The 17,475-nt window shown below is 63.6% G+C and carries 15 protein-coding genes; 11 read left to right on the top strand and 4 right to left on the bottom strand.

The window, feature by feature from the left end; all coding sequences use genetic code 11:
- Window positions 1-60 precede the first annotated feature (60 nt).
- Entirely contained in the window at window positions 61-957 is an 897-nt protein-coding gene (locus tag OX459_RS17970; protein ID WP_289906041.1) for an AraC family transcriptional regulator, read from the top strand.
- A gap of 55 nt (window positions 958-1,012) precedes the next feature.
- A complete protein-coding gene (locus OX459_RS17975) occupies window positions 1,013-1,423 on the top strand; it encodes a VOC family protein (RefSeq protein ID WP_289906042.1) in 411 nt (136 codons plus the stop codon).
- Between the two features lie 148 nt (window positions 1,424-1,571).
- Here OX459_RS17975 and OX459_RS17980 read toward each other — a convergent pair whose 3' ends face one another.
- Window positions 1,572-4,442 carry an insulinase family protein gene (locus OX459_RS17980; RefSeq protein WP_289906043.1) on the bottom strand — a complete coding sequence of 957 codons (2,871 nt, stop codon included), beginning with the start codon at window positions 4,440-4,442 and terminating at the stop codon, window positions 1,572-1,574.
- A gap of 283 nt (window positions 4,443-4,725) precedes the next feature.
- Between OX459_RS17980 and OX459_RS17985 the strand changes: the two genes are divergently transcribed.
- From OX459_RS17985 to OX459_RS18000, 4 genes are all read left to right on the top strand, one after another.
- The gene (locus tag OX459_RS17985) at window positions 4,726-6,138 is read left to right on the top strand and encodes an ATP-binding protein (protein ID WP_289906044.1); all 1,413 of its coding nucleotides are present in this window, start codon (window positions 4,726-4,728) and stop codon (window positions 6,136-6,138) included.
- Window positions 6,135-6,677, top strand: coding sequence for a hypothetical protein (locus OX459_RS17990; protein WP_289906045.1), 543 nt, complete (start codon window positions 6,135-6,137; stop codon window positions 6,675-6,677). Before OX459_RS17985 ends, OX459_RS17990 begins: the two co-directional genes overlap by 4 nt.
- Window positions 6,674-8,041 carry a sigma 54-interacting transcriptional regulator gene (locus OX459_RS17995; protein WP_289906047.1) on the top strand — a complete coding sequence of 456 codons (1,368 nt, stop codon included), beginning with the start codon at window positions 6,674-6,676 and terminating at the stop codon, window positions 8,039-8,041. Before OX459_RS17990 ends, OX459_RS17995 begins: the two co-directional genes overlap by 4 nt.
- 267 nt (window positions 8,042-8,308) lie before the next feature.
- Entirely contained in the window at window positions 8,309-8,671 is a 363-nt protein-coding gene (locus OX459_RS18000) for a BON domain-containing protein (RefSeq protein ID WP_034752546.1), read from the top strand.
- Window positions 8,672-8,734: 63 nt separating this feature from the next.
- On the opposite strand, the gene OX459_RS18005 is transcribed toward OX459_RS18000, so the two are convergent.
- Window positions 8,735-9,178 (bottom strand): hypothetical protein, encoded by a 444-nt coding sequence (locus tag OX459_RS18005; protein ID WP_289906048.1) that lies wholly within the window; start codon window positions 9,176-9,178, stop codon window positions 8,735-8,737.
- A gap of 289 nt (window positions 9,179-9,467) precedes the next feature.
- On the opposite strand from OX459_RS18005, the gene OX459_RS18010 reads away from it, so the two are divergent.
- Window positions 9,468-10,472: a bile acid:sodium symporter family protein gene (locus OX459_RS18010; RefSeq protein ID WP_077398321.1), complete on the top strand. Its 1,005-nt coding sequence runs from the start codon at window positions 9,468-9,470 to the stop codon at window positions 10,470-10,472.
- Here OX459_RS18010 and OX459_RS18015 read toward each other — a convergent pair.
- Window positions 10,469-11,218, bottom strand: coding sequence for a sterol desaturase family protein (locus tag OX459_RS18015; RefSeq protein WP_289906050.1), 750 nt, complete (start codon window positions 11,216-11,218; stop codon window positions 10,469-10,471). The two genes, OX459_RS18010 and OX459_RS18015, sit on opposite strands and share 4 nt — an antisense overlap.
- A 199-nt stretch (window positions 11,219-11,417) precedes the next feature.
- Here OX459_RS18015 and modA point away from each other — a divergent pair, with 199 nt between their 5' ends.
- Genes modA through OX459_RS18035 form a run of 4 tightly spaced genes read left to right on the top strand, consistent with a single transcriptional unit; the run spans window position 11,418 to window position 14,390 of the window.
- Complete coding sequence (gene modA / locus OX459_RS18020; protein WP_289906051.1) at window positions 11,418-12,176, top strand: molybdate ABC transporter substrate-binding protein; 759 nt, start codon at window positions 11,418-11,420, stop codon at window positions 12,174-12,176.
- 15 nt (window positions 12,177-12,191) lie between these two features.
- Window positions 12,192-12,863 carry a molybdate ABC transporter permease subunit gene (gene modB / locus OX459_RS18025; RefSeq protein WP_099665998.1) on the top strand — a complete coding sequence of 224 codons (672 nt, stop codon included), beginning with the start codon at window positions 12,192-12,194 and terminating at the stop codon, window positions 12,861-12,863.
- Between the two features lie 17 nt (window positions 12,864-12,880).
- On the top strand, window positions 12,881-13,582 hold the full coding sequence (locus OX459_RS18030) for an ATP-binding cassette domain-containing protein (RefSeq protein WP_289906104.1): 702 nt from the start codon (window positions 12,881-12,883) through the stop codon (window positions 13,580-13,582).
- A gap of 40 nt (window positions 13,583-13,622) precedes the next feature.
- Window positions 13,623-14,390, top strand: a complete 768-nt coding sequence (locus OX459_RS18035; RefSeq protein ID WP_099665999.1) for a TOBE domain-containing protein — start codon at window positions 13,623-13,625, stop codon at window positions 14,388-14,390.
- Window position 14,391: 1 nt separating this feature from the next.
- On the opposite strand, the gene OX459_RS18040 is transcribed toward OX459_RS18035, so the two are convergent.
- Window positions 14,392-17,466 carry a response regulator gene (locus tag OX459_RS18040; RefSeq protein ID WP_289906052.1) on the bottom strand — a complete coding sequence of 1,025 codons (3,075 nt, stop codon included), beginning with the start codon at window positions 17,464-17,466 and terminating at the stop codon, window positions 14,392-14,394.
- Window positions 17,467-17,475: the final 9 nt, after the last annotated feature.

A 17,475-nucleotide genomic window follows, 5' to 3' on the forward strand; every position in this document is an offset into this window, starting at 1 on the left:
TTTGTATGCGACACGGCGCATTTCGTATGCGCGACGGCGCGCGGGAAAACAGGGGGAGCGATGAGGGAACAGGACAGGGAAGCGGCAGGCTGGACGCGGCGCCAGCTGGACCCCGGGATGGGCGAGTGCTGCGCTGACCAGCGCCAGGTCGACCAGGGCTTGCTGCTCGTGCATTCCGATTACCGTCCGCGCCTTGCGCTCGTCGAGCAATCGAAGCATGACGATGCGGGCGGCATGGTGATCACCATCGGCCTGGAAGGCGTGTCCGGCTACACCACGCGCGATGGCGAACAATTGCGTTTTCGGGCCGGCCATACGACGGTGACGGCGTTTCAGCACGTCAGCGGCGAGCGCCGTTTCGAGGCGAATCAGCGGGCGGCGCAATTGCGCGTGCTGGTCGATGAAGACGCGCTGGCGCGCTACTGGCCGCAAGGCCTGGCGTCACTGCTGCCCCACGGTGGCGCGCGCCAGCTGGCGCATGCGGCTACCACGGCGGCGTCCGCTTTGCAGGCGCGGGCGCTGCTGCGCGCGACGGACCCGCTGGCCGTGCATATCGGCGTGCTCAGTGTCCTGGCGGAACAGTTGCGGGCGCTGCGGCCGGCGCCCGTGCCCGCTTCCATCCCGCGCTGGTCCGAGGCCGAGATGATCAAGCTGGAGCGCGTCCATGCGCTGATGCAGGAGCAGATGGCGCAAGACCTGACGCTCGATTACCTGTGCGCGCAGACGGGCCTGAGTTTGTTCAAGCTCAAGCAGGGATGGCGCTACCGCTACAACGACAGTCCGCAGCGCACCCTGCTGGCGATGCGCATGCAGCGGGCAAAGTTACTGCTGGAAAATGGTTGCCAGGTGGCGCAGGCGGGCTGGCAAACCGGTTATCGCCATCCGTCCAATTTCAGCGCTGCGTTCAGCCGCTATTTCGGCTACGTGCCGAAGACCGTGGGACGCGCTGGCACATAAAAAGCCGGTGTAGAATCGGCGGGCAGCATTTTTCATCTCACTTGAAGGAGACATGATGGCCCGCAAAATATTTGTCAATCTGCCCGTCCAGTCGCTGGAACGCTCCGTGGCGTTTTTCACGGCGCTGGGTTTCAGTTTCAATGCCCATTTCACCGATGAAACGGCAACGTGCATGATCGTCGCCGACGATATCTTCGTGATGCTGTTGACGCACGACAAATTCAAGCAATTCACGCCCAAGCAATTGTGCGATACCAAGGTGGCGACGGAAGTGCTCGTGTGCCTGTCGGCAGAGAGCCGCGGCGAAGTCGATGAGCTGGTGGCGAAGGCCGTCCAGGCGGGCGGCAGCATCTACAAGGAGCCGATGGATTTCGGCTTCATGTATGGCCACAGTTTCCAGGACCTGGATGGACATCAATGGGAGTTGATGTTCATGGAGCCGAACGCCGTACCTGGAAACGCCTGACCAAACCTACTGCGCGTCGCGCTTTGCGGCCGGCGATGCTCACCGTACTAGAGTACGGTTGCGCTTCTCGGCCACAAATCACTGCCGCTCGCTACGGTTTTGTCAGGCGTTGCAACAGCCAAGTCAAAACACTTGTTAAGCCCACGCCTTAGCTGGCCAGCGCCAATAAATCGACCACGTCCAGCCCGGCCAGGTCTTGCGTCGTGTTGCCCGCAAACGCGGCGCGGCTCTGCTGGCCGTTTTTCAGCCAGGTGCGCGTGACTTCCTTGATCTGGCTCAGGGTGCAGGTCAATACGCCCGTGCGGAATTGCTGGCGCACGGCTTCCGTTGTGCCGCGCTGCTGCATGTTCCACGCCGTCAGCGCTTCCGCGTACGGCGAATGGGGCTTGTCGAGGCCCTTGATGACGCAGATGATGGCCTCTTCCACTTGTTCCTGCGAGAAATCGCCGTCGAGGATTTGATCCAGGGTCGTGCCGAAGTCGGCGTACGTGCCGGCCAGGCGCGGATCGCGGTAGGAACTGAGGGTAAACGTGCCGGCGCCGGCCGCATAGCTGGCGCTGCCGCCATACGCGCCGCCTTTTTCGCGCAGGGCCGTATGCAGCACCTGGTTGGTCATCAGTTCGGCGGCCACGGCCAGGGCGGACGCGTCCGGATTGTGCACGCCAGGCACGGCCCAGGAAACGAAGCAATGGTTGATCTGGCTCGTTGCATGCAGGGCCGTGTTGGCCAGCGGCAAGGCTGCCGGCGCTGGCGTTTCCGTTGCTGCGGCCGCGTCCGTGTTGGCTGCCGGCAATTCCAGCAAGCGGGCCAGGGTGATGCCATCTTGCTCCAGGCCGGCGCACAGCACGGTCGGCTGCTGGGCGATGATGTGCGCGTGCAGGGTGTCGAGCTCGCGCGCGATTTCCTGCAAGCCCTCGGAAGTCTTGCTCAGCTGCTGCAGACGGCGGTAGAACGGCAAGGCCGCCGGGCCGCCGACGATGTCGTCGAAGCGGCGCGTGGGCGACAGCGGTGCCGCCGCGGCCAGCATGGCGTAGCGGTTGCCCGATTCGGACAGGCTGCTCAATTTGTCTTGCACCAGGCTTTCGATCAGGAAAGCCAGGCGCTCTTCTTCATCGAAGCGGGGCTTGGCGATCCAGGCCGACAGCACGGCGGCGATCGCCGCGTGTTCTTCGCGCAAGCCGCTGGCCGAGAACGACAATTCCACGCGCATCGCCTGTTGCGGGCGGGGAATGGCTTCCAGGCCGATGTGGAACGATGGCACCATGCTCTGGCGCCAGGCGCTGGCGTCGTCGAACGACATGTCGCCCACGCCCAGTTCCGGCGCCAGGTCCGTGTACAGGCGCAGCCAGGGCCACGACGCTTCCGGCAAGCCCGACACGTCGTACAGCACGTTGGCATAGCTGATGCCATTCGAGGCAATGCTGAACGCCACGGCGCCGTCGACGGCGGCAGGAATCGGCAGTGCCGGACGCGGCAGCGCGCTGACGTCGCCGGGGCGGATGCGCGGCAAGACTTCCGAATTCGACGGCAGTTGCTGATGCGCTTCCAGCGCGGCGGACTCGGCGATGATGTGTTCGCGCTCGGCGTCCGTCAGGTTGGCCTGCAGGGCCGCCAGCTTGGCGTCTTCCTGCGCGGCGCGGTCCGTGAAGTAGGCGCTGTCGGGCACCACGTGGGTGGTCAGACGGGTTGGATTGGCGATCAGCTCGCGCACCAGCTGCTTGAAGAATTCCGGGTCTTCGATCTGCTGTTCCAGGGTTTCCAGGATGTCCGCATTGTCGAAGGCATCCATGACGTTGCCGTCGTACATGGCCAGCGGCAAGGCGTGCAGCAGGCGGCCCAGGCCGTAAGGCATGCGGCCGCTGCTGATTTCGCGCTGGCTGTATTTGATATCGCGCAAGGCCGCGTGCAGCACGGCGGCGGGAATGCCCTCTTGCGCCGTCTCTTCCAGGGCCGTCCAGATGCGCTGGTGCGCATCGGCGATCTGTTCCTGCGTCAAGCCTTCCATGCCGATGTGGAACACCATCTGGCGGATGCCCGCGTCGCGGCCGTTCATGTCCGACGGGCGGCCATAGCCGGCCGATTCCATGGCGCGCATGACGGGCGCCGACGATTCGCCCAGCAAGCCGTGCGACAGCAAATGCGCGTGGTAGTAGGCGATGGGATCGCTCGACTCGCCCATCAGCCAGGCGAATTGCAGGCCGAATTCATCGTCGCGCGCTTCCTGCGATGGAATTTTCACCACGTTTTCCTGCGGCGCCGTCCACGCGGGCGCCAGTTGTGGCAGGCGGCGCGGGCTGAAGCCGCTGAGCTTGGACAGCACGCGTTCGGCCACCTGCTCCTGCACGGCCGACGCTTCGATATTGCCGGCGGTCATGATCACGGCTTGCGAAGGGTGATAGTGGCTGGCGTGGAATTCCTTCAGCATGGCATGCGTCAGTTCCGGGATCACCAGCGGATCGCCGCCCGACTCCACTTCATACGTCGTGCCCTTGAGCAAGGTGCTGGCGATGCCGCTGTCGAGCGCGCGCATGGGGCTGTTGAAAGCGCCCTTCATTTCATTGAAGACGATGCCCTGGTACACCAGCTTGTCGCCTTCGAACGCATGGCGCCAGCCTTCCTGGCGGAAATTCAGGTAATCGAGATTCGGGAAGAAGGCCGCGTCCAGGTAGACGTCGAGCAGGTTGAAGAAATCCTTGCGGTCGGTGCTGGCGAACGGATACACGGTGCGGTCCGGGTAGGTCATCGCATTCATGAAGGTGGCCGTCGAGCGGCGCAGCATCGAAAAGAAGGGGTCGCGCACGGGGTAGCGGGCCGAGCCGCACAAGGCCAGGTGCTCGAGGATGTGGGCGCGCCCGTCGCTTACTTCCGGCACAGTGGGAAAGGCCACCAGGAACACCATCTCAGCCTGCTCGGTATGCATGTGGATATGGCGCATGCCCGTTGCTGGCTCGACATATTGCTCGATGGTTGCCTGCAAGACTGGAATGAAGTTGCTGCTGACTTTTTCAAATGTGCTCATGCGGTATGGGATCTCTGCGGTAGGTGATTCGGAGTGTCGGTGGGGCTGCATCACATGTGGGGGCAAAGTGGCGTAATGCCAGGGCCGGGGCCACTTTGATGCCTGTATGAAGCTTTTCCCTATTGTACTAGGAGTATCTGCGCGCCGCCGCCGTGGCTTGCTTGCCGATCGCAAAAGCAACAACATTGTCAGATAGGCTATTTTTTGACAGGTGGCGCCCCGCGATGAACGCTTAGCGTACCATGCGCCTTTTGCACTCCAGACTGAACCGAAGGCGCCCACCTTGTCCCGACTTTCCTTTCGCCAACTGCTATTTGCCGCCTTCATTTTGACGACGGGCATTTTGACGGCCACCTCCGTGCAAGCCCTGCTGACCCTGGAACACCTGGCGCGGCTGGGGCGCGAGACGGCGGCGCAGGCGATTGCCCTGACGGAACAGTCGCAGCGCCTGTCCGAGCGCACGCTGGCCATGGAGCGCAGCGCACGGCAATTCCTCGTGCTCGACGATCCCGTCTTCCGCGAGCGCTACGCGGCGGCCCGCGACGAAGCGACGGCGGCGCTGCAAGTGCTGAACCGGGCCACGCCCGAGTTCGCCCCGCAACTGGCCGACGAATGGACGGTGCAGGCGCAAGCGGCGTGGGAAGTCTTGCAAGCGGGTAAGCGCCGCAAGCGCGATGGTCACGCCGTCGTGTACCGCGCGTTTGCCCGCATGACGCAGATCAATGACAGCCTGGCGCGCGAAAGCAAGACGGAAATCGGCAGCCGCAACGACGCCCTGCTGGCCGAGCTGGAACGCCAGCGCCGTTTGCTGGGCGTGCTGGTGGGCGGCGCCGTGCTGCTGGCGGCCGTGCTGGCCACCTGCTTCGGCTTTTTGTTGTCGCGCCCGTTGCGCCGCATCGAGACGGCCATCGAGCGCCTGGGCGACAAGCGCTACGACCAGCCCATCGTCGTCGGCGGCCCGGCCGACACGCGCCGCCTGGGCCAGCAGCTCGACTGGCTGCGCCAGCGCCTGGCCGATCTCGATGCCGACAAGGAACGTTTTCTGCGCCACATCTCGCATGAGCTGAAAACCCCGCTGGCGGCCCTGCGCGAAGGCGTGGCCTTGCTGGAAGACGAGGTGGCGGGCAAGCTCAGCGACGGCCAGCGCGAAATCGCCGGCATCCTGCAGCAAAACACGGCGTCCCTGCAAACCCAGATCGAAGACTTGCTGCGCTACAATACCGCCGCTTTTGACGCCCAGCATTTGGCGCGCAGCAAGGTGGACTTGCTGGTCTTGCTGCAAGATGTGGTGGCCGGGCAGCGCCTGCAATGGCTGGCGCGCCGCTTGACGGTCGAGGTGGAGGGCGCGTCGCTGATCGTGCAGGCCGATCGCGACAAGCTGGCCACGGCCCTGGCGAACCTGCTGTCGAATGCCGTGCGCTTCAGCCCGGAAGGCGGCACCGTGCGTTTCACCCTGTCTGGCGAAGGTGGCCGCGTGCGCATCGATTGCACCGATGAGGGCGCCGGCGTGGCGCCCGAGGATGCCGCGCGCATCTTCGAGCCGTTTTACCAGGGCGTGCGCCAGGCGGCCGGCGCGCGCAACGGCAATGGTATCGGCCTGTCCATCGTACGCGAATATATCGCCGCCCACGATGGCAGCGTCACTCTTTTACCGCGCCCCGCCGGCGCGCATTTTCGGATAGAACTGCCCTTATGATGACGAGAATTCCCCTGGCCGGCATGGCCGCCTGCGCGCTGCTATTGGGCGCTTGCGCCGCCAAGCCCCCCACCCAGACGCCCGTGCTGGTGCAGACGCCGCCGCGCGTGGTCGTGGTAGCCGATCCCCAGCTGACGGAATTGCTGGCGTATCAAAGCGCCTTGCGCCTGATGACGCCGTCGGAACTGGTGAAGGCGCAGCTGGACCTGGCGAAGGCCGATCACGCGCCGCACAACACGCTGCGCCGCGCCATGCTGCAGGCCGCCTTGCGCGGCCCCGGCGACCTGGCCCGCGCGCAAGCCTTGCTGGAACCGCTGGCCACGGCCACGGGCAAGGACGCGCAACTGCTGGCGCCGCTGGCGCAACTGCTGGGCAGCCAGTATGCGGAACTGCGCCGCCAGGACGAGGGCATCGACAAGCTCAACACGCAGCTGCGCGACGCCCAGCGCCGCATCGACCAGCTCAATGAAAAGCTCGAAGCGCTGAAAAACATCGAGCGCAGCCTGTCCGTGCGCCCCGCCGCGGGAGCGCCGAAATGAGCGAGCACGCCCACATCTTGCTGGTCGACGACGATCCCGACCTGCTGCGCCTGCTGACCATCCGCTTGAAGGCGGGCAACTATCGCGTGACGGCCGTGGGCAGTGCGGAAGCGGCGCTGGCGCGCCTGGCCGTGGAATTGCCCGCCCTGGTTATTACCGACGTGCAATTGCCGGGCCGCGACGGCCTGGCCCTGTTCGATGAAATCCGCCGCCAGCATGCGGCCCTGCCCGTCATTTTGCTCACAGCCCACGGCACCATTCCCGACGCCGTCGACGCGACGGCGCGCGGCGCGTTTGCCTACCTGACGAAACCGTTCGATGGCAAGCTGCTGATGGAAAAAGTGGCGTATGCCATCAACTTGTCCACTGTCATGCCGACGCCCGCGTCCGGCGACGAGAGCTGGCGTGCCGAGCTGATCAGCCGCAGCGCGCAGATGGCCGAGCTGCTGGCCGAAGCCAAGCTGGTGGCCGGGTCCGACGCCAGCATCCTGATCCGCGGCCCCAGCGGCACGGGCAAGGAATTGCTGGCGCGCGCGCTGCACAACGCCAGCCGCCGCGCCAAGGCGCCGTTCATCGCCGTCAACTGCGGCGCCATTCCCGAGCAGCTGCTGGAATCGGAACTGTTCGGCCACGTCAAAGGCTCGTTTACGGGCGCCGTCGGCAACCGCGAAGGCTTGTTCCAGGCTGCCGATGGCGGCACCCTGTTCTTGGATGAGATCGGCGACATGCCGCTGCCGCTGCAGGTGAAATTGCTGCGCGTGCTGCAGGAGCGGGCCGTGCGCCCCGTGGGCGCAGACCAGACGCGTCCGGTGGACGTGCGGCTCCTGTCCGCCACGCACCGCGACCTGGACGTGGCGATGACCGAGGGGCAATTCCGCGAAGACCTGTATTACCGCCTCAACGTCGTGACCTTGACCCTGCCGCCGCTGGCCGAGCGCCGCGAAGACATCGCCTTGCTGGCGAACCATTTCCTGCAGAAGCTGGCGGCCAAGTATGAGAAACCCCTGAACGGCTTCGCGCCCGACGCCTTGACGGCCCTGGTGGCGGCGCCATGGCCCGGCAATGTGCGCCAGCTGGTCAATGTCGTCGAGCAAGTGTGCGCGCTGGCTACGGCGCCGCTGGTGCCCTTGAGCCTGGTGCAGCGGGCCTTGCGCGTGCCGTCGCTGGAAGCGCTCAGCTACAACGAAGCGAAGCAGCGCTTCGAGCGCGATTACCTGATTCAGCTGCTGCGCCTGACGGACGGCAACGTGGCCGATGCGGCCCGCCTGGCCGACCGTAACCGCACGGAGTTCTACCGTTTATTGCAGAAATACGAGCTGACGCCGGCCCTGTTCCGGGCCGACGGCGACCCTGTCGCTGAATAGCGACAAAAAAAAAGCGTAGAAAATCAGCGGCTTAGCGTAAAACATTGATGGTCTTGCCACAAGTTGTCGCTGTCAGGCGACAAAAAGCGCGGTTTTTCGGGGCAGATAGCCGGAAAACGCGCCGAAAAAATCAGGTTTGAATATAAGTCGTTGATTTCAATGGAAATTTAAAAGCTGGCACGGCGCTTGCTGTATGGGTAGATGTGACGCTTCAAAGTGTTGCTTTATCCAAGTAAGAAGCTTTTAACTTCATTGAGAGGAACTACCATGCAAACATCGAAACTGTTCAATACCCTGGTTGCCGCTATCGTACTGTCGGGCGCCTCGATCACCGCTTCGCATGCCGCTGACTCCGCACCAAAAGCACAAGCTCCTGCTGACACCGTCGTGGCCGCCAACGCTGCCGCAGCCGTCCCTGATGAAACCATCACTTCCTCGGCCAAGGCCGCCCTGAGCGCCGATGCGCAAGCCGCTGCCCTGCCCGTCAAGGTAGCAACCCAGCAAGGTGTGGTCGTCCTGTCGGGCGACGTGCCGAGCGCCGAAGCGGGTGACCGCGTCGTGCAGATCGTCGCTTCCGTGAGCGGCGTGAAAGAAATCAAGAACGAGCTGAAAGTCAAAGCCGCCGGCTAAGCCCTCGCGCTGTACTTTACTCCGGGTTGCCCTGTCTGCGGACAGGGCATTTTTTTGTCTATTTCAGTTGGTCTTGACGGTTTCAACAGCTGCTTGCGGGGGCGGTACTGCCACTGGGGCTGTGGCGATGTCCCGCATCTGGATTGTTGTCGTATTGGGATAATCAAATCCCGCCCCTGTGTTCCGGTCGACAATGTAGCCGATGCCTCCGCCCAGTAGAATATTGCCCCATACGGCACCATTCGACTTTGACACCAGAGTCGAACTTCCAGACAGATTGCCCTTCTTGCAGTCGACGATCATGTCGCCAGTGCTCTTATGCACCATAACGCTGCCAGGGCTGACAACGAACCAGTTTCCTGCATCGTTGCTGAGATTGCAGCCAATACCTGACACTTCCTTGCTTTCATGAATGGTCTGGATAGATACCGGCTGAAATTTTTCCCCCGCGACGGATGCGCAGCCAGTCAACACCAGTGATGCTAAAACAACAGATAACTTATACATATTGACCCTAGATGTAGTTGTAATTTTTGGAACAAATAAGTGTAAATTGACATTGTTTATTTATCTATGAAAATATTTTAATTATGGAAATTTTGTTTCTTTTTAGATGAATCACTGGATGCGCGAATAATGTGGATAGCAAATCCTCTGTCATTCTCGCCGTATGAGTTTTAGCGATGAGGAAACGAATTCACCGGTAGAATAGCCAGCACTGGCGCCGCTCCCGGCGCTGTTTGTCATCCCCGGCACAGCATTCTGTTGCAAGGCTGCGCCGTTACCAGGCTACCGCATGTCTTCTTTTTCTCCCGCTGCCCTGTTGCGCAATCTGAAACCCGATAACTTCACCATCGCCCTGCTCGTCACCGTGGCGCTGGCCACTTTCCTGCCCTGCACGGGCCAGACGGCCGTGGTCTTCGGCAATATCACCACCGTCGCCATCGGCGCCCTGTTCTTCCTGCACGGCGCCAAGCTGTCGCGCGAAGCCGTGGTGGCAGGCGCCATGCACTGGCGCCTGCACTTGCTGGTGCTGGCCAGCACCTTTGTCCTGTTTCCTCTGCTGGGCCTGGCATTGCGCCCGCTGGCGCTGACCTTCCTCACACCTGACCTGTACATGGGTATCTTGTTCCTGTGCGCCTTGCCGTCCACCGTGCAGTCCTCCATTGCCATGACCGCCATGGCGCGCGGCAACGTGCCGGCCGCCATCTGCAGCGCTTCGGCCTCGAACTTCATCGGCATTTTCCTCGCCCCCATCCTGGTGGGCTTGCTGGTGGCCAAGGGCGCGGAAAGCAAGTCCTCGGTGGACGCCGTGCTGTCCATCGTCCTGCAGTTGCTGCTGCCCTTCCTGGCCGGCCAGTTCCTGCGCCGCTGGATCGGCCGCTGGGTCGACCGCCACAAGGCCACCCTGAAGTACGTCGACCAGGGTTCGATCTTGCTGGTGGTCTATACGGCCTTCAGCGAAGCCGTCAGCGAAGGCCTGTGGCATACGATTTCGGTGGAAACGCTGGTGGCCCTGGGCCTGATCAGCCTGCTGCTGCTGGCACTGGTGCTGGGTATTTCGACCTTTGTCAGCCGCCGCCTGGGTTTCAACAAGGAAGATGAAATCGCCATCGTCTTTTGCGCCTCGAAGAAAAGCCTGGCCAGTGGCGTGCCCATGGCCAAGGTGCTGTTTTCCACGCGTTCGCTGGGCATGGTGATCTTGCCGCTGATGCTGTTCCATCAGATTCAGCTGATGATTTGCGCCGTGATCGCGCAAAAGTATGCGCGGCGCGACGAGGCGGCGGCGGTGCGCGTCTAGGGGATGGACGGGGTCTTGCTGCGCACTGGCCACGTCAGCGCGTCAAGCAAGGTGCCCGGCGCCTTGCCCGTGTCCAGCCCCGTCGGGGGATATTCTCCCGCGCGGGGAATATGGTGGGTGCCGAACAGCCAGTCGAAGACGGGGAACAGCCCCGCGAAATTGCAGTTGAAATGCTCGGCTTGCACCGAGTGATGAACGCGATGGTACTGCGGAGAATTGCACAACATCCAGTAACGGCCAAAGCCGACCCGGACATTCATGTGCGGGAAAACATGATACAAGCTCAGTATTCCGTACATTCCCAGAATCACTATATTGGTCTTGAATAAGATCCCCGCCAGCAGATAGATACTGAGTGCCTTGATGCCCGCTTCGGCCCAATAGTGCCGCGTCGTTGTGCTGGCATTCATGGCCGTATCGCTGTGATGGAAGGAATGCATGGCCCACATGGCGGGTACGCGGTGTTGCACGCGATGAAAGACGTATTCCAGAAAATCCATGGTCAGGGCATACGCGAGGAAGGCCGGCGCCAGCATCCAGCCTGAAGAGGCTAGATTGATGAGCCCGCCGCCGGCCGCATTGACAAGCTGTACCGTGACGATGGCCGTGAGCGGGGCCAGCATGGCGCCGCTGGCGGCATAGATGAGCATATACGCAAGATTGAAGCGCGACGCCCCCGAAGGCTGTTGCTGCAGGGGATGCCGCCTCTCGATGAGCAATGCCAGAAGGATGACCGCCAGGAGCATCAGGGGGCCAAGCAGTAGCGCTGCGTATCCCATCGTTTAACCCTGGAAAGTAGTGGATAGTTGTCTCTTGTTAAAAATAGTCCGCCCATTCCTGTCTGTCAATGTCATTGGCGTTGCCTTGACCCATGCAATGGCAGAACGCTATATATAAGTGTATATTACGCTCCTTGTTCACCGTTCACTTTACAAGGATACGATCATGCGCCTCACCTCCCTCGCCCGCCTGCTTGGCACCGCCCTGCTGGCCACCGCCGCCACCTCCGCCCTTGCCGGCGAAGTGGTGGTGTCGGCCGCGGCCAGCCTGACGAACGCGTTCAAGGATGCGGCGCAGGGCTACGAGGCGCAGTATCCGGGCAGCAAGGTGTCCCTGAACTTCGCCGCCTCGGGCGTGCTGCTGCAACAGATCGTCAAGGGCGCGCCCGTGGACGTGTTTGCCTCGGCCGACCAGGAAACCATGGATGCGGCGCAAAAGCAGGGCCTGGTATTGCCGGCCGACCGCATGGATTTCGTCGGCAACAGCCTGGTGCTGATCGTGCCGCATGACAGCAAGCTGGGTATCAAGAACTTGAGCGACCTGACGCACAAGAGCGTGACCCGCGTGGCCATCGCCAATCCGGCCAGCGTGCCCGTCGGCCGTTACTCCGAAGGCGCGCTGAAGAAGGCGAAGCTGTGGGATGCCGTGCAGCCCAAGGCCATCGGCACGCAGAACGTGCGCCAGTCGCTCGACTACGTGGCGCGCGGCGAAGTCGATGCGGGCTTTGTCTACGCCACCGACGCGGCCATCATGAAAGACAAGGTGAACGTGGTGCTGGACGTGCCACTGGACGCGCCCGTGCTGTACCCGATCGCCACCATCAAGGACAGCGCCAACCAGGCTGAAGCGAAGCGCTTCGTCAGCTACCTGCAGACGGCGCCGGCGCAAGCCATCCTCGCCAAGTACGGTTTCAAGAAGCCATAAGGTAAACGGACGCGCATGGATATCGCCTGGACCGCGCTGGCCCTGTCGCTCAAGGTGGCGGCGTGGGCCACGGCGCTCAATTTGCTGCTCGGCATCGGTACGGGCTATGTGCTGGCGCGCACGCGTTTTCCCGGGCGCGAGCTGCTCGACGCCCTCATGACCCTGCCGATGGTGATGCCGCCCACCGTGCTCGGCTATTACCTGCTGGTGCTGCTGGGCCGGCGCGGCACGATGGGCATCTGGCTGCAGGATAACTTCGGCATCAACCTCATCTTTACGTGGCAGGGCGCCGTGATCGCCTCCACGGTGGTCGCCTTTCCCCTCGTCTTCAAGCCCGCGCGCGCCGCCTTCGAAGCGGTCGACGGCCAGCTGGAGCAGGCGGCCCGCGTGCTGGGCATCTCGGAAATGGCGATCTTTTTCCGCGTGACCTTGCCGCTGGCCTGGCGCGGCATCCTCGCCGGCGTGCTGCTGGGCTTCGTGCGCGCGCTGGGCGAGTTCGGTGCCACCCTGATGGTGGCCGGCAGCATCCCCGGCAAGACGCAGACCCTGTCGGTGGCCGTGTTTGAAGCCGTGCAGGCGGGCCAGGATGAGGTGGCCAATACGCTGGTGCTGATTATCTCCCTGGTCTGCATCGTGGTGCTGCTGTCGGCGGGCCGCCTGGCGCCCGGACGCATCGCGCACAAATGACGCAGATGATGACGCCTATGCAACTCGACCTCGACCTCCGCGCCACCTTGCGCTCCGGCAAACGCCGCTTCGACCTGCAGGTGCAATGCACCTCCAGCAGCCAGCGCATCGCCATGTATGGCCCGTCCGGCGCCGGCAAGAGCATGACCCTGAAAGCCATTGCCGGCCTCTTCACGCCTGAGGCGGGCCATATCCGCCTGAACGGGCGCACCCTGTTCGATTCCGCCGCCGGCATCAATTTGCCGCCGCAGCAGCGCAATGTCGCCTATCTGTTCCAGGATTACGCGCTGTTCCCGCACCTGACGGTGCGCCAGAACGTGGGCTTTGGCCTGCGCCGCGGCTGGTTCAATCCGCGCGCGCGCGAAAAATTGCAGAAGGTCGAGCATTGGCTCGACGCCTTCCACCTGCAGGAACTGGCGCACCAGTTTCCCGACGAGTTGTCCGGTGGCCAGCGCCAAAGGGTGGCGCTGGCGAGGGCACTCGTGGCCGAACCGGCCGCGCTGCTGCTCGACGAGCCGTTTGCCGCCCTCGATCCGGCCCTGCGTGTCAAAATGCGCCTGGAGTTGAGCCAGTGGCAGCAGCGCCTGGACGTGCCCATGATCCTGATCACACATGATCCGGAAGATGCGCGCATTCTGGGTGAACATGTGCTTTACTTGCGTGACGGACAAATTGACAGCATGGAAGAAAATAAGGCATTGGGTGAACGCATTGGATAAATCAGCGGCAGCGGAAATCGGCCTGCAAGGCTCGGTATGGATGACGGTGGGCGGAGAAAACCTGGGCGGCGCCGGCCGGGTGGAATTGCTGGGCGCCATCGCCGAATGCGGCTCCATCACGCAGGCGGCCAAGCTTGTGAAGATGAGCTACAAGGCGGCCTGGGACGCCATCGACGCGATGAACAACCTGGCTGGCGAACCGCTGGTCGAGCGCCTGACGGGCGGCAAGGGCGGCGGCGGCACGCGGCTGACGCCACGGGGACGCCAGCTGGTCGACAATTTCCGTATCATCGAGCGCGAGCATGCCCGCTATCTGCGCCAGCTGGGCAGCCAGGCGGAAGGCATCGCCGACGATCTTTTACTCATACGGAGAATGGCCATGAAAACCACGGCACGCAATCAATTCCTGGGCAAGGTGACCGAACTGAAACAGGGTGCCGTCAACGATGAAGTCACCCTGGAATTGCCCGGTGGCCAGCACATCGTGGCCATCGTCACGCAGGGCAGCAGCGCCAGCCTGGGCCTAGTGCCGGGCGCGGAAGCGTTCGCGCTGATCAAGGCGTCGTCCATCATCCTCGTGACGGACAGTCAGGGCGCGCGTTTTTCCGCGCGTAACCAGCTGGCCGGGGTCGTGACGCGCGTGCAGACGGGCGCCGTCAACACGGAAGTGGTGCTGGACTTGCCGCGCGGCGGCACGATTGCCGCCATCATCACCAACCAGAGCAGCACCGACCTGGGCATCGAGCTTGGCAGCAACGTGACGGCCATCTTCAAGGCGTCCAGCGTGATTCTGGGCGTGCCCGCCTGATTTAATCCTGCAGGCGCGACAACCAATCCGCCGCCGCCGCCAGCGCCTGTTCCAGTTCCTGCGCCGTGTGCGCCAGCAGCGCCGGCACCTCGTCCAGGCGGCCCGCATCGATGGCTTCCTCGGTGGCGAACGCGGCGCGGATCAGGCGTTTCGTGCCTAGGGTGCCGACGGAGCCGCGCACGCTGTGCAGGATGCGCGCCACGTCGCTGTGGCGGCCCGCCTGCAACGCCGTTTCGGCCTCGCGCACGGGCGTCATGCCCTTGTTCAGCGCGTCTTCCACCATGCGCCGCAGCACGCCGCGCCCCTTCGCATCGCGTCCCATCACGCGCATCAGCGGCGCCATGGAAAACACTTCCTCATCGGCGACGCGTGCCGGCTCGGCCGTCTGCACTTGCGGGCGCTTGGGCAGGTGGCGCAGGATGACTTCCATCATTTCTTCCACCACCACGGGCTTGGCGATGAAATCGCTGATGCCGGCCGTCATGCAGCGCTCGCGCTCGGACGCCAGCACGCCGGCCGTCATGGCGATAACGGGCAGGTGCAAGCGCAGTTCCGTGCGGATGATGTGGGTGGCGCTGAAGCCGTCCATGATGGGCATCTGCATGTCCATCAGCACGATGTCGTAGCGCAGCGCTTCCGTGCGCAGCCGTTCCACGGCTTGCAAGCCGTCGCCCACCACGTCCAGGGTGGCGCCCATGTGTTCAAGGATGCCGCGCGCCACGGCCTGGTTCAGGTGGTTGTCTTCCACCAGCAGGAAATGCACGCCGGCCAGTTCCGTGCCCAGCGGCTGGTGCAGCATGCGCTGCTCGCCGCCGTCGTCCTTGGCGATCAGCGCCTGGTGCAGGGCGTCGAACAGGCTCGAGCCCGTGATTGGCTTCATCAGCACGACGTCGGCCTCGGCCGCGCTGGAGATTTCTTCCAGGTGGTTGCGGGCAAACGCGTTGACCATCACGACGATGGGCTGGCGCTGGCCGCTGGCCGCCTGGCGGATGGCCTTGGCCGTGGCCAGGCCATCCATGACGGGCATGTGCCAGTCGGCCAGCACCACGTCGTACGGTTGCTGCTGCGCCAGGCGTTCGCGGTACAGTTCGATGGCGGCAAAACCGGAGTCCACTTCGTCGGCCAGCCAGCCCCACGCCTCGATCAGCTTGACGATCAGTTCGCGCGTGGTGCGGTTGTCGTCGGCCACCAGCAGGCGCAGCTGGCCCAGCGCTGGCGTGCGCCGCGTTTCGGCCGGCTGCGCCAGCATCTCGAAGGGCACGCTGAACCAGAAGCGGCTGCCCTTGCCTTCGCTGCTGGCGACGGCGATGTCGCCGCCCATCATGTGGATCAGCTGCTTGCTGATGGCCAGGCCCAGGCCCGTGCCGCCGAAGCGCCGCGTGATGCTCTGGTCGCCCTGGGAAAACGCGGCAAACAGCTGCTGTTGCTGCAGTTCCGTCATGCCGATGCCCGTGTCGCGCACTTCGAAGCGCAGCCAGGCGCGGCCGTTTTCGTTCTCGGCCAGGCTGACGGCCACCACCACTTCGCCGCTCTCCGTGAACTTGATGGCGTTGCCGGCCAGGTTGACGAGGATTTGCTGCAGGCGCTGGGCGTCGCCCACGAGGCGCCGCGGCACGTCGGGCTCGACGGCGATGGCCAGTTCCAGCTCCTTTTCGCCCGCATTCATCGTCATCGTCGTGGCCAGGGTATTCATGACTTCGTCGAGGTCGAATTCGACGGGTGACAATTCCATGCGCCGCGCCTCGATCTTCGAATAGTCGAGCACGTCGTTGAGGATGCCCAGCAGCGACTGGCCCGCCACTCTGACCATGGTCAGATACTTGCGTTGTTCTGTGTCGAGCCTGGTATTGCCCAGCAAATACACCATGCCCAGCACGGCATTGAGGGGCGTGCGGATTTCATGGCTCATGTTGGCCACGAAATCGCTCTTCGCGCGGTTGGCCGCCTCGGCCCGGTCGCGTTCCTGTTCCAGCTCCGCCGCGCGCGATTCGAGTTCCTGCTGCAGGCGGTCGCGTTCGCTCATCAGGCCGTTGAACGCTTCTGTCAGTTCGCCGATTTCGTCGCGCTGCTGCACCGGCACGGGCGTGAAGCGGCTGCCGCTGGTGCGCAGGGCTTGCAGGGTGTCGCGCAGGCGCACCAGCGGCGACAGCAGGCGCACGGTGACCCAGCCCAGCACAAAGGCGGCCAGCAGCGAGGCGAGGATGCTCCACAGCACCAATCGGTACAGCACGCCATCGAACGGTTCGAAGGCATCTTCGACGGGGAGCGAGGCGGCCAGCAGCCAGTTCACGGATTTCAGGCGCTTGAAGCTGTTGACGGCCGTGATGCCGCGGCTGTTGGTGCTGACCATGCTGCCTTCGCCATCTTCCTTCAGCAGCTGGGTCGTCGTCAGGTTGGCGTTCGGCTTGCGCGGTTGCAGCAAGCGGCTGGTATCGGGGTGCAGCACGTAGCGCGGCACGGCGCCGCGCGTGAGGATGAAGTAATAGCCGTTCTTGCCGATCTTTTCCGAGCGCAGGCGGCCCAGCAGGTTGTCCTTGTACAGGCGCAGCACGCCGATCACCACGCCGGCCACCTGGCCATCGGCGGCCAGCACGGGCGCCACCATCTGCACGATGGGCATGCCGCTCGACTTGCCCAGCATCGGTTCGGTGATCATGGGCTGGCGCGTGCGCAGGACGGTCTGGAAATACTCGCGCTCGGCGACGTTGATGCCGGCGCGCCCCGCTACTTCCGGCATGTCGGCCACGACGGCGCCATGCGCGTCGAGCACCAGCACGTCATCGAACAGCACCAGCATCGAGCGGCGCGAATAGTATTCGCGCAATTGGGCGGGCCGGGCGATCAATTCCGGCGGTTGCTGCCTGGCCGTCAGGGTGACGATCTGCAGCAGCATGCCCAGCTTGTCGTCGAGCTCGGCGGCGGTGCGGGTGATCAGGGACGATTGCTGGCTCAGCAGGACTCGGGTGAAGTCGTCGCGCATGTGCTGCACCTGGATCATGGTGACCAGCGCGATCATGGCGATCGAGGTCAGGCTGGTGGCCAGCGCGACTTTTGCTTTAATGCCGAGAGGCTTCATGATTTCCTT

The sequence above is a fragment of the Janthinobacterium sp. SUN026 genome, assembly GCF_030397625.1.
Taxonomy (GTDB): Bacteria; Pseudomonadota; Gammaproteobacteria; order Burkholderiales; family Burkholderiaceae_D; genus Janthinobacterium; species Janthinobacterium kumbetense.

Bases quoted from the DNA above. Each gene is read 5' to 3' on its own strand.
- OX459_RS17970 (WP_289906041.1), top strand. From the start codon at position 61: ATGAGGGAACAGGACAGGGAAGCGGCAGGCTGGACGCGGCGCCAGCTG.
- OX459_RS17975 (WP_289906042.1), top strand. From the start codon at position 1,013: ATGGCCCGCAAAATATTTGTCAATCTGCCCGTCCAGTCGCTGGAACGC.
- OX459_RS17980 (WP_289906043.1), bottom strand. From the start codon at position 4,442: ATGAGCACATTTGAAAAAGTCAGCAGCAACTTCATTCCAGTCTTGCAG.
- OX459_RS17990 (WP_289906045.1), top strand. From the start codon at position 6,135: ATGATGACGAGAATTCCCCTGGCCGGCATGGCCGCCTGCGCGCTGCTA.
- OX459_RS17995 (WP_289906047.1), top strand. From the start codon at position 6,674: ATGAGCGAGCACGCCCACATCTTGCTGGTCGACGACGATCCCGACCTG.
- OX459_RS18000 (WP_034752546.1), top strand. From the start codon at position 8,309: ATGCAAACATCGAAACTGTTCAATACCCTGGTTGCCGCTATCGTACTG.
- OX459_RS18005 (WP_289906048.1), bottom strand. From the start codon at position 9,178: ATGTATAAGTTATCTGTTGTTTTAGCATCACTGGTGTTGACTGGCTGC.
- OX459_RS18010 (WP_077398321.1), top strand. From the start codon at position 9,468: ATGTCTTCTTTTTCTCCCGCTGCCCTGTTGCGCAATCTGAAACCCGAT.
- OX459_RS18015 (WP_289906050.1), bottom strand. From the start codon at position 11,218: ATGCTCCTGGCGGTCATCCTTCTGGCATTGCTCATCGAGAGGCGGCAT.
- modA (WP_289906051.1), top strand. From the start codon at position 11,418: ATGCGCCTCACCTCCCTCGCCCGCCTGCTTGGCACCGCCCTGCTGGCC.
- modB (WP_099665998.1), top strand. From the start codon at position 12,192: ATGGATATCGCCTGGACCGCGCTGGCCCTGTCGCTCAAGGTGGCGGCG.
- OX459_RS18030 (WP_289906104.1), top strand. From the start codon at position 12,881: ATGCAACTCGACCTCGACCTCCGCGCCACCTTGCGCTCCGGCAAACGC.
- OX459_RS18035 (WP_099665999.1), top strand. From the start codon at position 13,623: ATGACGGTGGGCGGAGAAAACCTGGGCGGCGCCGGCCGGGTGGAATTG.
- OX459_RS18040 (WP_289906052.1), bottom strand. From the start codon at position 17,466: ATGAAGCCTCTCGGCATTAAAGCAAAAGTCGCGCTGGCCACCAGCCTG.